Genomic DNA, 22,234 nt, shown 5'->3' with positions numbered 1-22,234 from the left:
CTTAACAGGATGGACTTACATAGAGCTAGGCACGTACCCTAGCCCTACATAAGCATAAAGATAGAATGGCCTATCTACTTAGCGCCATGGTTGTCTGCGCCTGAAGTAGCTTCGCCTTCAGTAGCATTGCTCGGAGTTACAACATTTTCTGCAGCAGCAACAGACTCTGCATCTAGTGATACTGCTTGTGCGCTGGCAGCGGCAGATGCATTGGCTGCAGCATCATCAGACGCTGCGGCAGCGGCAGACGCATTGACGGCAGCACCATCGGACGCAGCGGCAGCGGCATTGGCATCTGCTGCAACAGCGACGGTTGATGCATTGGTGTCTGCTGTGGCAACGGCTGCTGCGTTAGCATCTGGTGCTGACGCGGCAGCGCGAGGGCGCAGATTAAGCTTGCGAATGGTCTGTTCAAGCACCTTAATATCGATTGGCTTAGAGATGTGGTAGTTCATACCTGCATCAATGGATGCTTTGATATCATCAGAGAATGCATTGGCAGTCATGGCAATGATTGGGATGGTCTTAGCATGTGGCCGGCTTGAGGCACGGATTAACTTCGTTGCTTCAAGGCCATTGAGCACAGGCATTTGCACATCCATTAAGATGAGATCGTAATCACCAGGATTAGTAGTCTCAAACTTTTCGGCGATCTCCTTACCATTGACGCATACGTCGCAAGTTGCACCCTGCATGCTTAGAATATCTATCAAGATCTCTGAGTTGAGCTCATTATCCTCAGCTGCAAGTATATGTAAGCCCTTAAAACAACACTCGCACTCGCTCGAGCTATCGGAACTCTTATGACCGTAGATACTCTCAAGTGTTGGCTTTAAGTTGCTTAAGAACAATGGCTTACGGATGAATCCCGCCACGCCATTTTCAATAGCATCAAGCTCTACATCATCGTAATCAAATGCAGTAAGTAAAATGACTAAGATGTCGCTAAACTCACTGTCTTTAAGAGCCTTAGCTACATCAATGCCATTTTGCTCTCCTAGCTTTAAATCGAGCAGAATGAGGTTAATATCCTCGCCTTTTGCTTTGGCTGCTTTGAGTTTTTCAAAGGCTTCTTGTTCATTAAAAGCATGAACGACCTTTACACCAGCCTCAGCCATAATGGTAGTGACTGAGGAGCCAGCATCGGCATCATCATCGATTAAAAGGATATTTTGAATACCCAGCTGCTTAAAGAAGATCGAGTCATGTAATGCTTCGATTCTAACCTTCATTGGCAGTCTGACATTAACTCTAGTACCCTCACCAACAGCTGAGTGAATCTCAACGGTACCGCCCATCAACTTGATGAGATTGTGGGTAATTGCCATACCCAATCCTGTACCTTGAATTGCAGTTCCCTGAACATCCTTAGAGCGCACGAAAGGCTCAAAGACATGCTTTAAGAACTCTTGAGACATACCCATACCATTATCGGTAATTTCAAACTCGAACATGGCAATGGATGGAGAACGCATCTTATGCTCAGTTACCTTAAGCGAGATACGGCCACCATTATGAGTGTACTTAATGGCGTTAGATAAGAGATTTAAAATAATCTGATTTAAGCGTAGATCATCGGCAATGAGGAACTCATGCTCAATGCCCTCGACAAAGATCTCAAAGACTTGCTCGCGATCATTAGCTTGAGGTCTAACAATATTATTAATGTTGTCAATTAAAGTAGCGATCGAGAACTCACGTACATTTAAAGCGACCTTACCGCTTTCAATTTTTGACATATCTAAGATGTCATTGATAAGGCCAAGTAAATGATGCGATGAGCCTTTAAGCTTACGTACATAATCAAGTACTTTTTGCGGATTATTAGCCTCGCGCTCAAGCAAAATACACAGACCCACGATCGCGTTCATTGGAGTACGCAAATCATGACTCATGGCACTTAAGAAGTCTGATTTAGCTGTATTAGCTTGCTCTGCCTCATGGTAAGCTTGTGCGGTGATCTTTCTTAGATTCTTCTCGTTCTCTAAAGCCTCAACAATGCGCAATGAGGAAACCTTGTTACGGGTTAACAGATAAGAAATAAATAAAGAGAGCACCAAGAAGAAAGCAATTTGGTACCAAGCTTTAGATAGGACAAACCAGCTGCTATCTGGAGCAAGACGTAAAGTTGCCTTACGTCCAGCAATCATTTTAGTTACTTCGACGGCATCATCTAGCTTATCTTTATCGATATTGTCAGCAATTACCTCATGGCGCTTATCAGACTCCACCTCCAAAATAAACTGATAGCCTTTACGTGCAAGATCATTAAAGCCAAAAGGTTCAATAACATCAGGTAAAGACAGCACAATGGTGGCAAAGCCCCAGAACTCACCGTTTTTATAGAAGACAGGATTACGCACGATAAGACCGGTGCCACCTTGTCTTAACGCAACTGGGCCATCAATATCTAAAAGGCCAGCACTAACGGATAGCTGTGGTCCATCGCCTAAGGCCTCATCATGCAAAATGTCATAGCCGATTACTTCCTCATTACCGTCTATTGGGTAGCAAAAAGTAACGACGCCGTTTGGCGCAATTTGAAAAGCTTTGATCGCTGCAGAGTCGTACAACATGGCAGAGAGCATGTTGAACTCTTTGTAGAAGGTATACGGCTCATGATCCTTGAACATGATGCGCATCTGATCATCACCAAGATAGTGAATGTAGCTTTCGATCATATTGGTCTTTTCAATAAGACCGTCAAGAATCATCTCAAACTGCTGCAAGGCCTCAGAAGCAGTTGTACGGGCAATGTTCTTTCGAGACTCAATAGTCTGATAGAGATATCCTGCATACAGATAAAATAAAGTCACTAGTACGATGAAAAATCGCACCATGAATATCTTTACGACTCGGCTTTTCATAGTAAAACCTTAATCTGTGCTGACGCTCTCTGACTTGATGTAGGCCAACAACAAGTCTTGCCGACAAGATCCAAACTGTTAAGAAATGAAACCAACGTTGCAAATGCTACTAACAGCATTCCTTAACCGATCTCAGTATCTTGAGAAGAGAAAACTATGAGTAGCTGCTCAAAAGCAATCTACTACCTTTAACTTATAAATCAATGCGACTACAAAATCGTTCTAACAAGCAGAAGCTGCAGCGTGCATACTGTGGCACTGAGCAATGGTTACAGTACTCATATATCTAAGCGCGTGGTTTATACAAGCCCACACAATGACGTTTAGACTTGCTGAGTACAGTAACTTTGCACTATGAAAACTAAATGCAATCTCTATGCAGCAAAGCATGCACATTTAAGCTGTTGTGCTCAAAATCACCCGGTGTTAAGTGCCAGGGGCAGTGCCTGAGCTAACCTTGCTCTAGCTCATCACTAATATGTCAGCTTGAAATTAGACTCAAAGCGACGTGCATATTAAGCCCACCAACTGCTACAAAAAATGATGGTGTCATGGTTACTTGTAACAACTGATGTAATCGATGACAAACTGAATGTAGTTTGTATAAAACTAAGATCGATTGTAGCACTTTACTCAAACGTAAATGTTGACAGCTTTCGTATAATGGCACATCAGCAATAAGATACTTATCTTGATTATGGCGTTTTGCTAAGACTTAAAAAACAAAAACCCCGTTGCCTAGATACAGGCAAACGGGGTAAATATGGCATCTAGAGTTATCGAAGACATCAAAACTTACATACGCAAATAGCCATTTTGATATTGCATGAGCTTTGACAGCTAGATATACCAAAAAATAAATTCTGCCAACTTAATTTACAAAAAATCTAGATTACAAACATAGTCTAGAGGTATGCACCAAAATAGTTCTGTCTGTTGGAACTTATTTCACTAAAGCCTGATATATCAGAGCGTCAAAAAGTCTTCTACTAAGCGCCACTACGTTCATTATCTTAATGAGGCCTCATAATTTGAGTCCATATCTGAGTGGCGCTCGTAGATTAAGTCCTTTTTCGAGTGACGCCCGTAGGTTAAGTCCTTTTTCGAGTGACGCCCCTAGGTTAAGTCCTTTGTATTAGTGCTCGCGAGTTGCGGCAAAGCGAATCTTTGGATAACGCTCCATCGCAAGATTGAGGTTAACACCTGATGTAGCAAGGTAAGTAAGGTTATCACCACCGTCTAATGCTAAGTAGGTTGGAACCTTATCTTTGAACTCTTCTAAGGCCTTATTGTCATCAGAGCTAATCCAGCGAGCGGTAGTAACAGCTACGTTCTCATAGCCTGCATCAACGTTGTACTCATTCTTAAGACGAGATACCACCACGTCAAACTGCAGTACACCGACAGCGCCTACGATGAGGTCGTTGTTAATGAGTGGACGGAATACCTGTACGGCACCTTCCTCAGATAACTGTACTAAGCCCTTTAAAAGCTGCTTTTGCTTGAGCGGATCGCGCAGACGAATACGTCTAAACAGTTCAGGAGCAAAGTTTGGAATACCGCTAAAGTGAAGCTCTTCACCCTCAGTAAAGGTATCACCAATCTGAATAGTACCGTGGTTATGAATACCGATAATGTCACCAGCAACAGCCTCAGAGGCAATATCACGCTCACCAGCAAGGAAGGTAACAGCATCAGAGATCTGCACATCACGACCGATACGTACATGACGCATCTTCATGCCCTTGCGATACTCACCAGATACTAAGCGCATGAACGCAATACGGTCACGGTGCTTAGGATCCATATTGGCCTGAATCTTAAAGATAAAGCCTGACAGTTTCTCTTCTTGAGCCTTAACCTCACGGCTATCTGCCTTGCGTGACAGTGGAGTTGGTGCCCACTCGGTTAAACCGTCGAGCATGCAATCAACACCGAAGTTACCTAAAGCAGTACCGAAGAATACAGGAGTGAGTTCACCTGCTAAGAAAGCCTCTAAATCAAAGCTATTTGAGGCCATGGAGATAAGCTCCATGCTCTCACGCAGTTCTTTAGCGAAATCCTCACCCACTGCCGCATCGACCTCAGGATTATCAATGCCCTTGATAGTACGACGCTCTTGAATGTGGAAGCCCTGACCTGATTGATAGAGAATAACCTCATCACGCAGGATGTGGTAAATACCCTTAAATGACTTACCAGAACCAATAGGCCAAGTAACTGGTGCGCACAGGATCTTAAGCTCAGACTCAACTTCATCTAAAAGCTCTAATGGATTACGAGTCTCACGATCGAGCTTGTTCATGAAGGTTAAGATCGGAGTATCGCGCAGACGGGTAACTTCCATAAGCTTACGAGTACGATCCTCAACACCCTTAGCTGCGTCGATCACCATTAAGCAGGAGTCAACTGCAGTAAGCACACGATAAGTATCTTCAGAGAAGTCTTCGTGGCCTGGAGTATCTAAGAGGTTAACGATACAGCCGTTGTACGGGAACTGCATTACGGAAGTGGAGACGGAGATGCCACGCTCTTTTTCCATGGCCATCCAGTCTGACTTGGCAAACGAACCTGTTGAGCCACGACCCTTAACTTCACCGGCACGCTGAATTACGCTACCGAATAAGAGCACCTTCTCAGTAATGGTTGTTTTACCCGCATCCGGGTGGGAAATAATGGCAAAAGTACGTCTCTTAGAGACCTCTTGCAAAAAGTTTTTGTCAGCCATAGCCCAAACCGTCTCTTCACTCAAATCTCAAAGGATCAAGCACACGGCCACTATCGCCTAGCGCCTTGCTTCATCCAATAGCTAAGTGAATGATTAGAATCCGTGGTGCCCAAAGGCACCGTAAAAGCCACTTATTTTACTCTAAAGACCAAAGATATGCCACAAATGCCTATAGCTGCAATATAAACTAAAGATCTAGCAATACTCCAATAGGTAACTAAGCTATTCAGACTAGTCTTATATATCAGCTAAAAATCATTCCTAAGACTAGTAGTTATACGCTATACCTACTTGGCACCATATCATAATGCAACGCAATGTTCAGACAATTAACTACAGTACCTGCATCACTTCTAAAATGATGCCGTCTGGGTCTCTAAAGTAGAAGGCTTTACTTTTACCAAACCCAAAAGATGAAAAATCAAAAAATTGAGGCTCAGAAAAGCATTCAACATTATGTGAAATAAGATGATTGTAGAATTCTGAAATATCTTTTACTAGAAAACATACTTCTGAAATTGACGGCTTGTACAGTTCACTACAATTTACGCCTTCTAACTCACCTTTAAACTCAATCAGTTCTATAGGCGGACCGTCAATTTGCTCATCACTAATTAAATACGCTACACGAGCTGAGCAACCTTCACATTTAAACAATCTATCTGTTTCTGGGCCCTCCATAAGAAGCTCACCTGTCAATTTAAGACCCAAAACATTTTGATAAAATTTAATTGATCGATCCATATTGGAAACAGTTAATCCAACATGATAAATTTTTCCTAACATATTCATAGGCGCTCTTGCAAAGCGTTAAATTTAATTAGATGCCGTCAGGAAGCGGGAACACGCGGTGGATTTGCTCATCACCCACGAGCTCAACTTCATCCTCGCCGCCCTTGCTCTTTAAGAAGGCGATGATCTCAGTAACAATATGCTCAGGTACAGAAGCACCTGCAGTAATACCAATACGAGTTGCACCAGCGATCATTTCGTCGGTAATGTTGGAGCAATCATCAATTAAGAAAGATCGTACGCCCATGCTAAGAGCAACTTCGCTCAGACGCTTGGAGTTAGAGCTGTTTTCAGAGCCAGCTACGATTACTAAATCGCACTTCTCAGCTAAGGTCTTAACTGCGGCCTGGCGATGCTGAGTAGCAAAGCAGGTGTCGTCGCGCTTTGGTCCTTCAATAAATGGGAACTTCTCTTTAAGCGCAGTTACAGTTAAAGCAGTCTCATCGATAGATAAGGTAGTCTGAGTGGCAAATACAGCCTTGTCAGATGATAACTTGAGCTTAGAGACATCATCAGGCGTCAAGATCACATGCACCTTACTGTCATCGCCCTGGTACTGACCAACGGTTCCAAGCACTTCTTGGTGACCGTCATGACCAATGATAATAACTTCCTTATCCTGCTCAGCGGCCTTGGCAACCTTGAAATGTACACGATTTACTAATGGGCAAGTAGCATCAATCACTACGAGCTTTAATGCCTCAGCGGCATTGACAGTCTTAATACCCACACCGTGAGCAGAGAAGATCACAACCTTATCTTCAGGATTTGGGATCTCAGAGAGGTGATCAACAAAGTGAGCACCACGCGATGCTAAATCTGCTACGACGTGCTTGTTATGAACTACTTCATGCAGCACATAAACCTTTTGAGTACCGTACTTTTCAAGTGCCTTGTTAACCACATTGATAGCACGCTCAACACCTGCACAGAAACCGCGTGTTCTAGCCAGTAAAATCTTAAAGCTCACAAAAAACCCCTAACGTTACAAGCAAGTCTGCTAATGCCAAAATCAGCAGCGCAGACCTGTGATGACAATGGCTACCAGATAAACTTCTAGCTGCTATCTAAAAGTAGCCATAAAAGGCTAAAACAATGAGCCTCTTAAGTAAAGAGTTAAGCGCTCTATATGAAAGATAGTGTCATAAAAATAAATACGTGCACCTCAACTAAGGTGTTTTCAATTTTGCTAGCAGCAAGTCTTAATTGACTAAATTTATGCGTCTTCAAAAGGCTTGGTGGCAACAATAAAAAAAGGCCAGGTGTTAACCTAGCCTCTTTATTTCTTGCTCGTATGTCGCTAGCGATAAGTTAGCGTGACGAGAGTGCTTCGCGTTGTTAAATATCGCTTTGCTGCTTTGGCATTGCGATATATCGCTGTTCAGCTTTAGTATTGCGATATATCGTTTTGCTGCTTAAGCGTTGCTGAATATCGCTTTGCTGCTTTAGCGTTGGTGACTATTTTTTTGGCTCTTTAGTAAAGATCGCCAGAATTACCATCAATACAGCACCACAGACTACGGCAATGTCAGCTACGTTGAAAGCTGGATATGCCCAAGTGATATTGCCATCGCTATCTTGCAGATAGAAAAGTAAAAAATCGATAACGTAGCCATGCATGAGACGGTCGATAAGATTGCCTACCGCGCCACCAATAAACAGAGCATAGGATACGCAATGCCACTTAGCAGTTGCTTTAGTGCGCAACAGCACGACTAAGAACACTAAGGTCATCACAATGGCAATGCCTGAGAGGAAGTAGCGCTGTGCGCCACCCCAAGAGGCAAACATGCTAAAGGCTGCACCGTAGTTATAGACATGCACGAGATTAAAAAACGGTAGGATCTCAATACCACGGGTGTTATATGCGATGTTCTCTACAGTTAGATACTTAGTGATCTGATCGAGGATGATCACTACAACACTGAGTAATAAGAATACAGAACCATTACGCGCTCTTCGATTAGAGAAGATCGCCTGAGAATGTTTTGACACAACTATGCTTCGCTATACAGAAAGTTAATAAGGTCTCACTAGCTTAATGACTAATGAATGGCTGCCATGATAGCAAACAGCAAAAAAAGAGGCCACACCAAAGAATCATTCTTAAGTGTGGCCTCCCTTTTGAGGTTAAGCCTCATCTAAACGCGGCAGCAAAAACATGAGGTTAAGCTGCTTGTTTAGCTATATTGTAATTAAGCGAACAGACGCTTCTCACCAAAGCGCAGGATGTTCTCAATGCAGCGTGGGCAGAGGGTTGGGTGCTCGGCATTAGAACCAACACCTTCCTCATAGTGCCAGCAACGCTCACACTTAGCAGCACCTGACTTAGTAACCACGAATGCAACCTTCTGTGAGTTAACATCAGCGGTGAATGCACCCTCTGGAGCATCCTCTTCAACTACGGTTACCTTGGAGGTAATGAGCACAAAGCGTAACTCTTCACCTAAGGCCTTAAGGTCTTCAGCAGCCTGGCCCTTAGCGTAGATCTTAACTTCAGCCTCTAAAGAACCACCAACGACACCTTCGTTACGAACCTTCTCGATGGCGCGGTTAACTTCGTCACGCAGAGCTAAGATACGCTCCCAGTATGCTGAGTTGAACTTAGAAGACTCATCTAAGGTCTTTAAGTTCTCATCTTCAAACCAAGTGGCAGTAAAGACGTACTCGTCATGCTTGCCAGGCAGTGCTTCCCAAGCCTCTTGAGCGGTGAAGGAAAGGATTGGAGAAATCCAACGTACTAAGCACTGAGCGATGAGGTACAGAGCGCTCTGGCATGAACGACGTGCTAAAGAGTCAGTCTTAGCGGTGTACTGACGATCCTTAATGATGTCGAGGTAGAAAGAACCAAGCTCAATAGAGCAGAACTTCATTAATGACTTGATTACGAGGTGGAAATCGTAATTGTCGTAGTCAGCAATGATGCTATCCTGGGTCTTCTTAGCTAAGGAAACGGCCCACTTATCGAGCTCAACCATGTCCTCAAACTTAACCATGTGCTGCTCTGGATCGAAACCATTTAAGTTTGCCAGTAAGAAGCGGATGGTGTTACGGATACGACGGTAAGCATCGGATGAGCGCTTGAAGATTTCCTGAGAAACAGCGATATCACCAGTGTAGTCGTTAGTAGCAACCCACAGACGAAGCACGTCGGCACCCATCTTGTCCCAGATTTCCTGAGGAGCAATAACGTTGCCTAAGGACTTGGACATCTTGCGGCCCTTCTCATCCACGGTAAAGCCGTGGGTAAGAACCTGACGGTATGGAGCCTTATCCTTCATGGCTACAGAAAGCATTAAGGATGACATGAACCAGCCACGGTGCTGATCTGAACCTTCAAGGTAGAGATCTGCAGTCTTACCACGGAACTCAGGACGCTGATCGGTAACTGAGAAGTGGGTTGAGCCAGAGTCAAACCATACGTCTAAGGTGTTTGGATCCTTGTAGTATAAAGAAGCCTCTTCAGCAGGAATTAAGTCTTCAACCTTAAGATCCCACCAAGCCTGAATACCCTTCTTTTCAACTTCCTTAGCGACCTTCTCGATGATCTCAGAAGTTCTTGGGTGGATCTTGCCAGTTTCCTTGTTAACTAAGACGGCACATGGCATACCCCAGGTACGCTGACGTGAAATACACCAGTCAGTACGCTGTGTAACCATTGCCTCAATACGGTTTTGGCCCCATGCAGGAATCCAACGAACACCCTTGATCTCCTCAAGTGCACGCTTACGCAGACCATTACCGTCCATGGTAATGAACCACTGCTGAGTAGCACGGAAGATAACTGGGGTCTTGTGACGCCAGCAGTGTGGGTAGCTGTGGGTGATCTTCTCAGCCTTTAATAAAGCACCCTTTTCAACTAATACCTTGATAACCTCTGGGTTAGCCTTGAATACGTTCAGGCCGGCAAACAGAGGAGTATTTGGCAGGAAGCAACCATCTGGACCTACTGGGTTGAAGATCTCAAGGTTGTACTTCATGCAAACATAGTAGTCGTCAAGACCGTGGCCACCAGCGGTGTGAACGCAGCCAGTACCAGCCTCTAAGGTAACGTGGTTACCTAAAACTACTGGAACAGTGAGCTCATAGAATGGGTGGTGGAAACGCAGGTTCTCTAATGCTGCACCAGCGCAAACGGCTAATACAGAGTAGTCATCCTCGCCAATACCAATGGTCTTCATTACACCTTCAACTAACTCGCTAGCGATGATGTAACGACCAGCCTTTTCGCCCTTAACCTGAACTAAGGAGTACTCAAGACCTTCGTTTAAGCAGATAGCACGGTTTGCAGGTAAGGTCCATGGAGTGGTGGTCCAAATTACGCAGCTTACGTCGCCTTCACCAGCGTCGGTACCAAATGCCTTTAAGACGGCATCCTTATCCTCAGCTAAGAAGCGCACGAAGATGGCATCAGAGGTTACGTCGTAGTATTCAACCTCAGCCTCAGCTAAAGCAGACTGACAGTCCATACACCAGTAAACTGGCTTGTAACCTAAGATGAAGTGACCATTCTCAATAACCTTACCCAGAGCACGGATAATGTTAGCTTCGGTATCGAAGTTCATGGTGAGGTATGGATTGTCCCAATCACCAAAGATACCTAAACGCTTGAAGTCTTTCTTCTGAGCGTCGATTTGGCGATGAGCGTACTTACGGCACTCCTCACGGAACTGAGCTGCGTCGATCTTTTCGCCTGGCTTGCCAACCTCGCCTTCTACCTTTAACTCAATAGGCAGGCCATGGCAGTCCCATCCAGGCACATAAGGTGAGTCAAAGCCAGAAAGAGTCTTGGCCTTAATAATAATGTCTTTTAAAGTCTTGTTAATCGCGTGGCCAATGTGGATATTACCGTTGGCATATGGAGGGCCGTCGTGGAGAATGAAAGTGTCGCAGTTCTCACGTGACTTACGAATCTTGTTATACAGATCCTGCTCTTCCCAGTTCTTGAGCATCTGAGGCTCACGCTTGGCTAAGTCGCCGCGCATAGGGAATGCGGTCTCAGGAAGATTTAAAGTGGACTTGTAATCTGCCATTGGAAGCATCCTAAATTGTAATAACGATTAACATAAAAACTTTGAATCTTATGGGTATGACCCCAGCCTTTGTTCACTTTTACTAAGTGGACAAAGGCTGACTCACAACCATAACTCGAGATCAAAGCAATCTTAAAAATCTCTGTACTCTACCTAGCTTACGCTCAATAAAGCTTTAATTTAAAAGTGCGTAGACCAAAGTGCAAGAAATGCTTTCTTGCTTGCCTACATCACCTTTAACCATACTGTTAAGTATCTTTGCGGCTTAAAAGTGTCAGTGCACGCTCTTTGTCGGCACTAATCTGTTGTACTAAAGCATCTAAGCTCTCAAACTTCATCTCATCGCGGATCTTGTATCTAAAAGTAACTTCGATCTCTTTACCGTAGATATCGCCAGTAAAGTTGATGATATGAACCTCAAGCAGAGTATTAAGTGTCGGTGTTGAAATAGTTGGGCGGTAACCTACATTCGCCACACCATCGTAAACGGCACCCTCAAGAGTAATCTTGACGGCATATACACCCTTAAGCGGGCATACACGGCGGTTGAGATTGATGTTAGCAGTAGGAAAGCCTATGGTACGACCAATTGCATTACCGTGAACTACACGACCTGCAATGGAGTACTCATGCCCCATATACTTAGTTACAGTTGAGAAGTCGCCATCTTTAACTAAAGAGCGCAGCAAGGTTGAAGAGATGCGTTTGCCATCATTCTCCACTTTCTCGATAGCTGAGCATTCAACGCCAGCCTCTTGAGCACAACGCTTCAGGTCGTCTAAGTTATATGCACCTCTACGACCAAAGTTAAAGTCAGATCCTACAGTAACACTCTTAACGCCAATTTTATCAAAGAGCATTGAGGTGAACTGCTTATCATCCATATCTGCAAATTTGTAAGTGAAGTTCATGCAGAACACGTTTTCAATGCCGACAGCACGGAACATACGCAATTTATCGCGTACAGAGAACAGTCGAGCTGGCACTTCTTTGCCAAAGAACTCCATTGGCTGCGGTTCGAAGATCATCACTGCAGTCTCAAGATTATGTTCTTTGGCCTTTTGCTTCATGCGTTCAATAACGGCCTGATGGCCCATATGAAAGCCGTCGAAATTGCCAATAGCTAGCGCAATTCCTCTTTCGGAGCCATGATAATCAGACAACCAACGATAAAGACGCATGATCCTTTCCTATTAAGCCTTATCCAAGCTTACAAACAACATCTAGTTAAGCAAACTACCTGACGCACTTAAGTAACTCATTAGACCAACTAAGATTAACGTTACTTAAATAGCGCTGCAGAATCTAAATCATAAGTACCTTTTACAGGTTGCTACATACTTTAGATCTGTCTAAGGGCAGTTGTTTTTGCATTGCTACGGGCCACTCCATATTGCAAAGAAAGCACAATAGCAAGCAATGCTCGCGATCTAAAGACATTTAATGTATCTAGACTCCAAAGCTTGAGCTTGGTCACGAGCTACGGCTTAAAGTGCTTAAACATGAGCATGCTCTATGTTAAACACACCATAACAACAGCAACAAATTTCACGTTTAGGTTGATGCACTAAAGTGAACCTACTGCCATCAAAACACCGAATGCTTAATATTATTGAGTTTGCAAGCCTCAATCAAGCTATATAGCCCTTTAATTGTGCGAAGCAATGGCCTAAATGAAGAGCGTTGATTGAACTAGTACAAAGTCTTGATGACTGATTATATAAGCGATTAGGTGACAGTCGCTTATCATACACCCGATGAGCACTAAGTTAGTGCAAAATCGCATACTTTCGCTTAAAAATCATGGTCATTTGCACCACAAGCTTACAGCTACCTACCTAAATTATTCACAAAAACCAACCCCTGTACGCAATAGCCGCCCATCCATGCCCTGTTCCTTTCAGGCAACACTGCATAGCGCCTCATCTCTACCCATACCCCGTGCCGTTCAGGCTACACAGGCATAGCGGCTAATATCTACCCCGAGCCGTTCAGGCCACACGGCATAGCGCCTCAAACGTGTTCAGCACGACCATGAACGCCATTAATACCCCTCTATTTGCACATTTTATGAGGATAGCAAATGGCATGGGCAGAGGTAATCCACCCATCGTCGTTGGCTCAGTAATCATTTTGTTTGGGCGAAAAAAAACCAGACTGGCTGAACCGGTCTGGCTTTTTTCATTCGTAATTAGCAAAGCCAAGTGATATGGCTTTGAAACTAATACTGTAATTGCTTAGTTCTACTTACCATTAACAATGTAGCAAGCGCCCTTGTTGCCAAGCTTACATGCCTTGTTGAAGTAAGTTAATGCAGTGTTCAGGTTCTTCTTAACACCAATGCCATCGGTATAGAAAAGACCTAAACGGTTGCAGGCATTAGCAGAGTTTAATGAGCAAGCACGAGTATCAGACTTTACTGCAGCATCATAGTGACCAGAGCGCATGCTAGAAACGGCTAGCATTTCGCAAGCTACGGCTGACTTAAGATCACAAGCCTTTGAAAGCATGCTGTTAGCGCCGTTAATATCGCCAGTTGCAGCTAAAGATAAACCAGACTGAACGCAAGCATCCTTATTGCCTGCATCACAAGATCTGCTATAAGCTCCTACTGCATCAGCATTTGACTGCACGAAAGTAGATGCTAAAGCATCGCAAGCATTCTTATTGCCTAAGCTACATGCCTTAGACATCATGCCAGAGCGATCAGATGACTCTGAAATAGCAAGTGCATAGCATGCATCGGCATTATTTGCAGCACATGCCTTAGTTAATGAGGCTAAAGTCTGCTGTGAATTGGATTTAACCTGATAGAGGCTTCCGCTAATGTAACAAGCATTTGCATCCCCTGAATCACAGGTCTTTTGTACTAATGGAGCAGCCTTATCAATCTCGCCTAAACGAATCTCGGCACGAGAGAGCACATAGCAGCTGTTAACGTTGCCTAAATCACATGACTGCTTATATGCATCTCGAGCTTCAGCCTTTTTGCCTTGCTTGGTGTAGCGTACGGCTAATTTCTCACAAGCACTCTTATCCTTTAAAGAGCAAGCCTTCTGCAGTGCAGCTTCAGCCTCAGCAGGCTTCTTTTGCTCATCTAAACGAGATGCTAAAGAAATACATGCATCTACATTGTTAAGATCGCAAGCTTTCTTGAAAGTATCATTGGTACTTTCAATTAAAGCCTTGCCATCATCTGAATCCTTTGAGGTGGAGGATGCTAACTTAGTTGCACCCTTTAAGCAGTATGAAGAATTGCCAAGCTTACAGCTCATGTCAAAGTTTTGCTTTGCCTCTTTGACACGACCAAAGTCAGTATTCACTAAGCCAAGCTTGTAATAAGCATCTGCTGCAATCGCAAGATCGCCACTGTCAGTAGCCATCTTGTAAGCCTCAGACATCTCTTCACGAATGTAACGGCCTGGTAAGAAGCTATCAATGCTATGGCCATCTTTGTAAGCACGGTAGAAGAGATCGCCTTTAGTTAAGCAATAACGCTTATCTGTATAACAAGCTTTGGTTGCAAGTAAGATAGCACTCTTAAGATCGTCGAAATTATGGCTCTTTTCGTAGTCAGCAAGAACATCGGTAGCCATAACATTACAGCTCTTACCGTCTTCTTTACGACAATTAACCTTGAGAGTATTTACGCGCTCGATCTCAGCCTCATAGGCAGCCTGCTCTTGATCAGTCATTGTTTTGCCAGTGACTGGTGAGACGCTGTTACATGCAACTGTAAACACCGACGCACTCAGTACACATGAGCCTAGCAGTAACTGCATTAAACGCTTACTAAACTGATTAGCCAATTGGACTCTCCTGATACTATCGAAATGCATGAACGCATCTACAGCAAATTTTGCGCCGCATCTGTAAACCCAGTGTACACGGGCCCTATAACTACTATAGACACTAATGCTTTTAGACAACACTCAAGCTAGTCCATTAGAGAGTCATAAGCCGAGCAGACTTGTTCATTAGCTTCCATAGAAGATACTTAGGTTGCTAATCCTAGCACTCATAGCAATAGATGTGTGCCATGAAAATAGTCAAAATGTTATCGAACTACGATTTAAAGCGATCAAACTCAGAGTAAAGCTTCTACATTCCATGATAAGCAAAGGCATATAACAATCTAATCATATAAGACTTTGCTATGAGATTTACTCATAAAAGGCAAGGCCTCAACTAAGTTACTCCCCACATAGCATTGAGCTAAGCCCCGCCCACACAAAACACACGCATGCCACTTTGCCGCTTCATCTCCTCCAAAAATATGATGATGCTTTGATGCTCAAGAAAAATCCCTGTAGCGATATCTAGAAAGGCAATCGAGAGCTTTAAGTTATGGTCAAAAAGCTATTAAATGTCACACTCGAAAGTCCTATGACAAGATCAATACTTCAGCTATAGCGAAATTTCCCATGAATCCAAATCTACTCAAAACTCCCGATAAAATAAGGCTTTAGAGCACAAATTGCAGCTCCTAAAAACGCAAAGATTTTGCTTACTTTTCAAAAAATCGGGATCTCGCACACAAAAATATGCAATTTCCTCTTCGCTTTGGTATAATAGCGCGTTTAGTGCCACCGGCATTTGTTCATATGGCAGCCGTGGCTCTACATTTTAAAGTACTTTATAAATTCCAGGAGCTATTTGTGCCTAACATTAAGTCCGCAAAGAAGCGCGTTGAGTTAACCGAGAAGTCACGTCAGCGTAATGTTGCTGCTCGTTCCAAGATGCGTACCTTAGTAAAGAAGGTTTTAAACGCTGTTGCCGCTAACAACAAAGAAGCAGCAGTTGCAGCTTTCAAGGAAGTTGAGCCAGTATTAGATCGTGCAGCTTGCAAGGGTTTAATCCACAAGAACAAGGCTGCTCGTCATAAGAGCGATCTTGCTCAGAAGATCAAGGCTTTAGGTTAATCTAATAGCTTTCGACTCTTTAAAAAAGCCCTGCTATTTAGCAGGGTTTTTTTATGCTTTAAAAAGTCTCGATGGCCATGTTTTTTATATCTGGCCATCTTGCAAAACCCCATTCCCATCTTATCAAGCTAAAAATATCCATCCACCCAAAACCATACAGCTCTTATTGCCTCAATACCTACTTTCCATTTTTCAGCCTCCAAACCCACATTAGCTAATCGCTATAACCCACCACATTCAAAGAAATTGAGCCAGTTAGTCATAGTCAGCAAGTGCAATTGACCTCAAGCATGCCACTTAAACAAACATGTAAATAGCGCCCGCTCAAGATAAAAGTCTAGTCGTGTACGGCATTTGTCCGTATCTATGTGCAAAAGTGTAACTTTGTCTGTATGATATTGAGTGCAAAGCCATACTAGGCAAGTAAATTGCAGTAATTGCGGCGCGTCGGCTTTTTGCTCATACTCACCCCCAAGACATCAGCCCATATACAGACGTCTTGGGGGTGCGCATTAGCGATAAGCTCTGACTTTTATTGCTTATAGAGTTATGCACTAAGATCTGAAAGGAATACAGCATGTCAACTCAGACTAACCGACCAAACATCATCTTCTGTCTCAGCGGCCAGCAACGCCTTGATACTTGCGGCTGCTATGGCCAAAAGCTTCCAGTTACTCCGGTTTTAGATGAGCTAGCTGCACAAGGTATTAAGTTTAATCACGCTTTTAACACTGCCCCTGCTCTTGCAGCATTCAAAGCAGCAGTTATGACTGGCCGTACTCCTGTAGAAAACCAGGTGTTTTGCAAGGGACAAGCTCTTGCAAGCGACTGCAAGACCATTGCTAATAGCTTTGCCGATGCAGGTTATGAGACCTCTTTTATCGGTCACTGGGGCTTAGGCGGCACCAAGGGCGAAGCAGTTCCAGCTGATAAGCGTGGTGGCTTCAATGGCTTCTGGCGTGCATCTGATGACCTTAACGCTACCTCAGAGCTTTTTGCAGGCCACGTTTTTGATGAGAACAACAATAAGGTTGAGTTTAACGGTTGGCGCTCTGATAAGCTTACAGACTTTGCTTTAGAGTTCTTAGATAAGCGTGATAGCTCCAAGCCTTTCTTCATGACTTTATCATACGGCGAGCCATGCATCTCCATGATCAAGCGCTCTGTGCTTGAGGCACGTGAAGAAGATAAGCTTACCGATGAGCAAAAGGCAGCTAAAGAAGCTGAAAGAAAGTTAGCTAAGCAAAACGGCACTGCTCCTAATGAAGATGAGCTCGTTAAGACTGTCGTTGCTCCTGATGAGGATAAGCGCGTTAACTTTGTACGTTGCTCTGTACCTATCACCATTCAGGTTTACGCTGGTTCTTTCCGTTCTGATTACATGAACCACTTAGCTCAGTGCAATAGCATTGATAATAACCTAGGTCGTTTAGTAGAAAAGCTCAAAGACTCAGGTGAGTGGGATAACACAGTTATCGTCTTTACTGCAGCTACTGGTAATCACTTTGGCGGCCGTAATTTAGACAAGCGTTGCAAGGGTGAGGATGATTACGCCTCCTCAATCCATGCTGATAGCTCACAGGTACCATTAGTTATTGCAGGTGGTGCTATTAAAGATAGCAAAGTAGTAGACCACTTAGTCTCTACCTTATCTCTAAGCAAGACCATGCTAACCGTTGCTGGTATTGATGCTGAAGATCTTTATGGTCAGAACCTCCTTTCTTTAGATGATAAAGAAATTGATGAGAGCGAGGCTCTGTACTACTACATCACTCAAAGCCGTGTAGCTCGTGGCATCCGTACTAAGCAATTTGTCTACGAGGTTTCATCCGATGATCTCTCTGGTATTGAGACTTGCCAGGCTGATAGATACCGTGATGACTTCATGCACGACAACTACAATGATGAGTATGAGATTAACAACCTCATCAGAGACATCTGCTATACCGACATCAAAATGGATCTGCGCAAGCGCTTAGTCGACATGATCGAAAAAGAGGAAGGAGTTAAGGTTACTATTGATGACTTTATCTCCAACCACTACGGCGACACTAGCGGTACAGTTCCTACCGTTAAGCTCGTTTAAAGATATTAAGGGTAAGCCTGGCATTTAATTATGGCTTACCCCCAAATACAAAACTCCCCAGAGACTTAGGTCAATGGGGCGTTTTTGTTTGAGTAGGATCTAAAGCAGATAAGACTTAACTAGCTTATGAGCTACTCACATACAAGAGAGATCGCTAAATTAGTTCTTATCCTCTGGAGAACCTAACTTCTTGAAGTTCTTAAGGTAGTCATTGAGCTTTTGCAGGCGCTGGTTCTGGCTGTCACGGAAAGAATCAATTTCATGAGAGCGAACTTCTTTGGCCTCAACTAACTGATCATAGGCTGCATTAAGGTTGAAAAGATAGTCACAAACAACATTCACCTCATCACCTTTGAAGAAAGCATTTGGACGCTTGCATTGCTTTGAAGAATACTCTTCGACCTTGGCAAAGCCTTTCTCAACTTCCTTAGACACAATATCAGTTTGAGCTGCTACCTTATCTTGAATCTCATTGACCATAGTCTCAAGCTCAGCAGGATGCTCAGTTAAGATACTATCGCTACCAGTAGCATTATCCTTCATTAACAAACGGCCATCTTTGAGCCAAATGTAGGATAACCCAATCATGGTGCGGCCTTCGAGCAAACGATATGTCTTAGAAATGCTGCTTAACACATTATCCGAGGCATTGAGTAAGTCATGGCTGAAGTTTGGATAAGCGATAATGGATGAATACTCACCTGATAGCAGATCGATGATCTTAGTGTATGAGACGAAGTTTGCAGTATCTTCATAGCGATAAGTAAACTCGTAGGTACCATCAAGCCAGTCTTGGTCGTTATAGCCCATAGTGGCGCTAAAGCCAGTGAACTTATTATCTTTTAAGGTCAGAACGCTATAACCGATTTCACTATCAAAACGTCCAGCGTCATAACGCAGGTAAGTATGTAAGGTATCTGGGTTCTTCTCGTCAATCTCAATCAGGTACTCAGCTACTTTCTTATCAGCAATAGTACGTACCGCACGGCCTAAACCTACTGCATGGCCATTAGAGCACTTTCCATCCCAGTACATACGCGAGTCAGCAGCATCAGCAACCATGAATGGAATTAAGCACTTTTCAGTCTTGTTAACTGGCTGCATGCTATTGTCGTAAATATTATTACGGTCAATTTGAGAAGAGACAGTCTTAATGACCTCGTAGTCGCTCATCAGGCGGCTTTCAATAACCTTATTAGCAGGATCATTAACTGCGCTCTGTGAGTTTAAACCTTCATTAGAGGTACATGCACTCATTAATGCCATGCTGACAATAGCGCTTAAAGAGACGAGCTTTGCTCCGTTAGCCATCATTAATCCTTCCCTGCCTGAATCTTAATGTCATCCGCAATGATGCATCCTTTTTATCCACAAAGAAAAGGCGCTCTAAGCTAGCAACAGCGGACGTATTCGTCCATATTACCACGAGCCTTTGATTGGTCAAAAGCCTACTCGATCTTGCATACTCTACTTTAGACAATCCTCACAGCTTTTATCTTCGTCAAACCATAACAATATGCTAATGAGATCTTAAAAGGCCAACTGACAAAAACGATCAAGATCGCTAGTTTTAATCACAAACACGCGCTCATTAAGCCCATATGTAGCGCTTTTTTTATAGTTTTAGATAATATTTAACAGCTCTACAAAAAAGTTTAATAAATTTTGGAACTTTTAGAGTTTTTAGCACTCTATATATACAAGCAAGGTTAAGAACAACGCATATTGTGTTCGCCTAAAACAGAATTCTACTATCCCAGTTAAAAGACGGCCTGACTAGGCAGATCTAGTCAGGCCATCTTTATATTTGGCGATCTCAAAATCCCATCTGTACTAGCTATCTAAGATCTTATATTAGAAGTCTGCAAAGCCTCCCAAGATCTCTAATAATAGTCTGCAAAGCCTCCCAAGATCTCTAATAATAGTCTGCAGACGCAACCTAAGCTTTTCTCTTAATTGTGAGCCTAAGCTTACGTAAAGCCATATTTGAATACTGCTCCGATCTTAATGAATGATCTAACAAGCACACAGTTCCTAGCGCTAACTTATTGCCCTTGCCATCAACCACGATCGGCTGACGCATGCGCTGCCACGGAGCAACACCATGCTCAATGAAGATCTTCTTTACCTCTCTAGAATGAGATCTTTTAAGCGGCTTTAGCTTGAGTGATCCTGTATAGCTAAAGTCTAGAAAAACTCCATCCCCTGGAACATCAAGATCAATACGCCCAACTACACCACAATCAAAATCATTATCCAACTGCTCATGCAAGGCATATTCATAAGAACCCAGAGTAAGTGCTGAGCCAATATCCAATCTATAGCAACAACCATCTACAAGCGCTGGCGATGATGGACGCTTCTTTAATGAATCTTCTAAAGGATCGCACTCATAAACATAAAGCTTCTGAGCAAAAGTTGAGATCATAAGATCATGACCAAAAGGGCCACATGCATTGAGCTTAACTAGGCCGTTACTGTCATTTGGCCGCGACATCAACTCTAAGCACTGCTCAATGATATTTAGCTCAACAGAGATCTTGAGATACTTATTGAAAAATGCCCTTAAGAGCATGGTACTTAAGTTACGATCAGTAAGATCTAGCTTGCTATAGTCAAAGCAATAATGCGGATAATCATCTACTTGCTTAAGATAAGTGGAGATCTGACTTTCAATAAAGCGTTCTGCTAAGTCATGCTCTGCTGCGCATAAAGCTTGAGATCTCAAGATTGCCTTATCCACGCCGGCAAAACGAGATCGCATAAGAGGCAATACTTTTAAACGCATAAAGTTTCGTTCAAACTTTAAATAGCTATTAGAAAGATCGTAGACGTAAGGTATGGATGAAGATACCAAGATCTGCTCAACCTCAACTTTATGCAGCATCAGCAAAGGTCTGATAATTAAGCCACGATCATCCTCGCGTATAAAGCCCATACCCCCAAGACCTTGTGGGCCAGAGCCGCGCTTTAATGCAAGAAGGAAACTTTCAGTTTGATCATCTGCTTGATGGCCAAAGACTAAAGCATCATGCTCACTTGATGCCTCACTGATGAGCTCACGATAACGCTCATTGCGCGATACTTCCTCAGGCGATACTCCATTGCCATACACAATATTAAGCACAGGCGTCTTAAGTTCTACGCCTAACTTCTGACAAACATCGATGTTGTTACTGAGCCAAATGTCATCATCAGGATCTAATCTATGAATACAGTGCACTGCAGTAACTGCATAGCCATAGCGATCGCGTAGCACACACGAAAGCACTAATGCTAAAGTTGAATCAGCACCTCCTGACATGCCAGTAACGAGACGCTTAATTAGCCCTTTACGCTCTACTCCAGCACTACAAGCTAAACTACAAGCTAAGTTGCTCCCATCCGAAGACTCATCAGCAACACCGACTCTCTTACCATAAGCATTATGGTGCAGCAACTGCGCATGAGTTAGATCAACAAGAGCTGAGAGGCATTCTAAGGCGCATCTATCAACCTCAGGAACACCACGTATAGGCTTAATTGCGGCAATTCCACTTTCCGCAGCATACATGGCATTTCCTAATATTCGATAAGAAGCTACCTTACTTGGGTCGGATGAGTCATTAAGCTTGTTTACTATCTGTTTACGCTGCATTGTGCCACGTAAGTTCTGAACAGCCACTTTATAGCGGCATTCAGCATCAACTAGATTTCGTTTTAACTCATCCATTGCCATCATCAAACCTACCTTAGCGCATCAGTCTTAACTTGTGGCAGATATGATAATACGATCTAACCCAGATCCCATGCATATTGGAAATTTA

12 protein-coding genes are annotated in these 22,234 nt (G+C 43.4%); 2 read left to right on the top strand and 10 right to left on the bottom strand.

Annotated elements, in window-relative coordinates; translation table 11 throughout:
• Window positions 1-74 precede the first annotated feature (74 nt).
• The 8 genes from RDO37_RS06965 to RDO37_RS06930 all read right to left on the bottom strand — a co-directional run bounded on the left by RDO37_RS06965 (window position 75) and on the right by RDO37_RS06930 (window position 15,229).
• Window positions 75-2,867 (bottom strand): response regulator, encoded by a 2,793-nt coding sequence (locus RDO37_RS06965; protein WP_308498565.1) that lies wholly within the window; start codon window positions 2,865-2,867, stop codon window positions 75-77.
• Window positions 2,868-4,002: 1,135 nt separating this feature from the next.
• Window positions 4,003-5,595 carry a peptide chain release factor 3 gene (gene prfC, locus RDO37_RS06960; protein ID WP_027940047.1) on the bottom strand — a complete coding sequence of 531 codons (1,593 nt, stop codon included), beginning with the start codon at window positions 5,593-5,595 and terminating at the stop codon, window positions 4,003-4,005.
• Window positions 5,596-5,928: 333 nt separating this feature from the next.
• Window positions 5,929-6,387, bottom strand: a complete 459-nt coding sequence (locus RDO37_RS06955) for a VOC family protein (protein ID WP_308498564.1) — start codon at window positions 6,385-6,387, stop codon at window positions 5,929-5,931.
• A gap of 28 nt (window positions 6,388-6,415) precedes the next feature.
• Window positions 6,416-7,357: a 4-hydroxy-3-methylbut-2-enyl diphosphate reductase gene (gene ispH / locus RDO37_RS06950; protein ID WP_027940048.1), complete on the bottom strand. Its 942-nt coding sequence runs from the start codon at window positions 7,355-7,357 to the stop codon at window positions 6,416-6,418.
• 488 nt (window positions 7,358-7,845) lie between these two features.
• Window positions 7,846-8,382 (bottom strand): signal peptidase II, encoded by a 537-nt coding sequence (gene lspA, locus RDO37_RS06945; RefSeq protein ID WP_308498563.1) that lies wholly within the window; start codon window positions 8,380-8,382, stop codon window positions 7,846-7,848.
• A 200-nt stretch (window positions 8,383-8,582) separates the two neighbouring features.
• Window positions 8,583-11,420 carry an isoleucine--tRNA ligase gene (ileS, locus tag RDO37_RS06940; protein ID WP_308498562.1) on the bottom strand — a complete coding sequence of 946 codons (2,838 nt, stop codon included), beginning with the start codon at window positions 11,418-11,420 and terminating at the stop codon, window positions 8,583-8,585.
• Between the two features lie 248 nt (window positions 11,421-11,668).
• Window positions 11,669-12,601: a bifunctional riboflavin kinase/FAD synthetase gene (gene ribF / locus RDO37_RS06935; RefSeq protein ID WP_303074772.1), complete on the bottom strand. Its 933-nt coding sequence runs from the start codon at window positions 12,599-12,601 to the stop codon at window positions 11,669-11,671.
• A 1,062-nt stretch (window positions 12,602-13,663) separates the two neighbouring features.
• Complete coding sequence (locus tag RDO37_RS06930; protein WP_308498561.1) at window positions 13,664-15,229, bottom strand: hypothetical protein; 1,566 nt, start codon at window positions 15,227-15,229, stop codon at window positions 13,664-13,666.
• 849 nt (window positions 15,230-16,078) lie between these two features.
• Here RDO37_RS06930 and rpsT point away from each other — a divergent pair.
• On the top strand, window positions 16,079-16,342 hold the full coding sequence (gene rpsT, locus RDO37_RS06925) for a 30S ribosomal protein S20 (protein ID WP_027940053.1): 264 nt from the start codon (window positions 16,079-16,081) through the stop codon (window positions 16,340-16,342).
• A gap of 577 nt (window positions 16,343-16,919) precedes the next feature.
• On the top strand, window positions 16,920-18,428 hold the full coding sequence (locus RDO37_RS06920; RefSeq protein WP_281709928.1) for a sulfatase-like hydrolase/transferase: 1,509 nt from the start codon (window positions 16,920-16,922) through the stop codon (window positions 18,426-18,428).
• Between the two features lie 159 nt (window positions 18,429-18,587).
• Here RDO37_RS06920 and RDO37_RS06915 read toward each other — a convergent pair whose 3' ends face one another.
• Entirely contained in the window at window positions 18,588-19,739 is a 1,152-nt protein-coding gene (locus RDO37_RS06915) for a hypothetical protein (protein ID WP_308498560.1), read from the bottom strand.
• Window positions 19,740-20,367: 628 nt separating this feature from the next.
• Entirely contained in the window at window positions 20,368-22,140 is a 1,773-nt protein-coding gene (gene tilS / locus RDO37_RS06910) for a tRNA lysidine(34) synthetase TilS (protein ID WP_308498559.1), read from the bottom strand.
• Window positions 22,141-22,234: the final 94 nt, after the last annotated feature.

It is taken from the genome of uncultured Anaerobiospirillum sp., assembly GCF_902485895.1.
Lineage (GTDB): Bacteria > Pseudomonadota > Gammaproteobacteria > Enterobacterales > Succinivibrionaceae > Anaerobiospirillum > Anaerobiospirillum succiniciproducens.
The sequence above is the reverse complement of the archived record's forward strand: the minus strand, read 5'-3'. Positions and strand labels throughout refer to the sequence as shown.

Bases quoted from the DNA above. Each gene is read 5' to 3' on its own strand.
- RDO37_RS06965 (WP_308498565.1), bottom strand. From the start codon at position 2,867: ATGAAAAGCCGAGTCGTAAAGATATTCATGGTGCGATTTTTCATCGTA.
- prfC (WP_027940047.1), bottom strand. From the start codon at position 5,595: ATGGCTGACAAAAACTTTTTGCAAGAGGTCTCTAAGAGACGTACTTTT.
- RDO37_RS06955 (WP_308498564.1), bottom strand. From the start codon at position 6,387: ATGAATATGTTAGGAAAAATTTATCATGTTGGATTAACTGTTTCCAAT.
- ileS (WP_308498562.1), bottom strand. From the start codon at position 11,420: ATGGCAGATTACAAGTCCACTTTAAATCTTCCTGAGACCGCATTCCCT.
- ribF (WP_303074772.1), bottom strand. From the start codon at position 12,601: ATGCGTCTTTATCGTTGGTTGTCTGATTATCATGGCTCCGAAAGAGGA.
- RDO37_RS06920 (WP_281709928.1), top strand. From the start codon at position 16,920: ATGTCAACTCAGACTAACCGACCAAACATCATCTTCTGTCTCAGCGGC.
- RDO37_RS06915 (WP_308498560.1), bottom strand. From the start codon at position 19,739: ATGGCTAACGGAGCAAAGCTCGTCTCTTTAAGCGCTATTGTCAGCATG.
- tilS (WP_308498559.1), bottom strand. From the start codon at position 22,140: ATGGATGAGTTAAAACGAAATCTAGTTGATGCTGAATGCCGCTATAAA.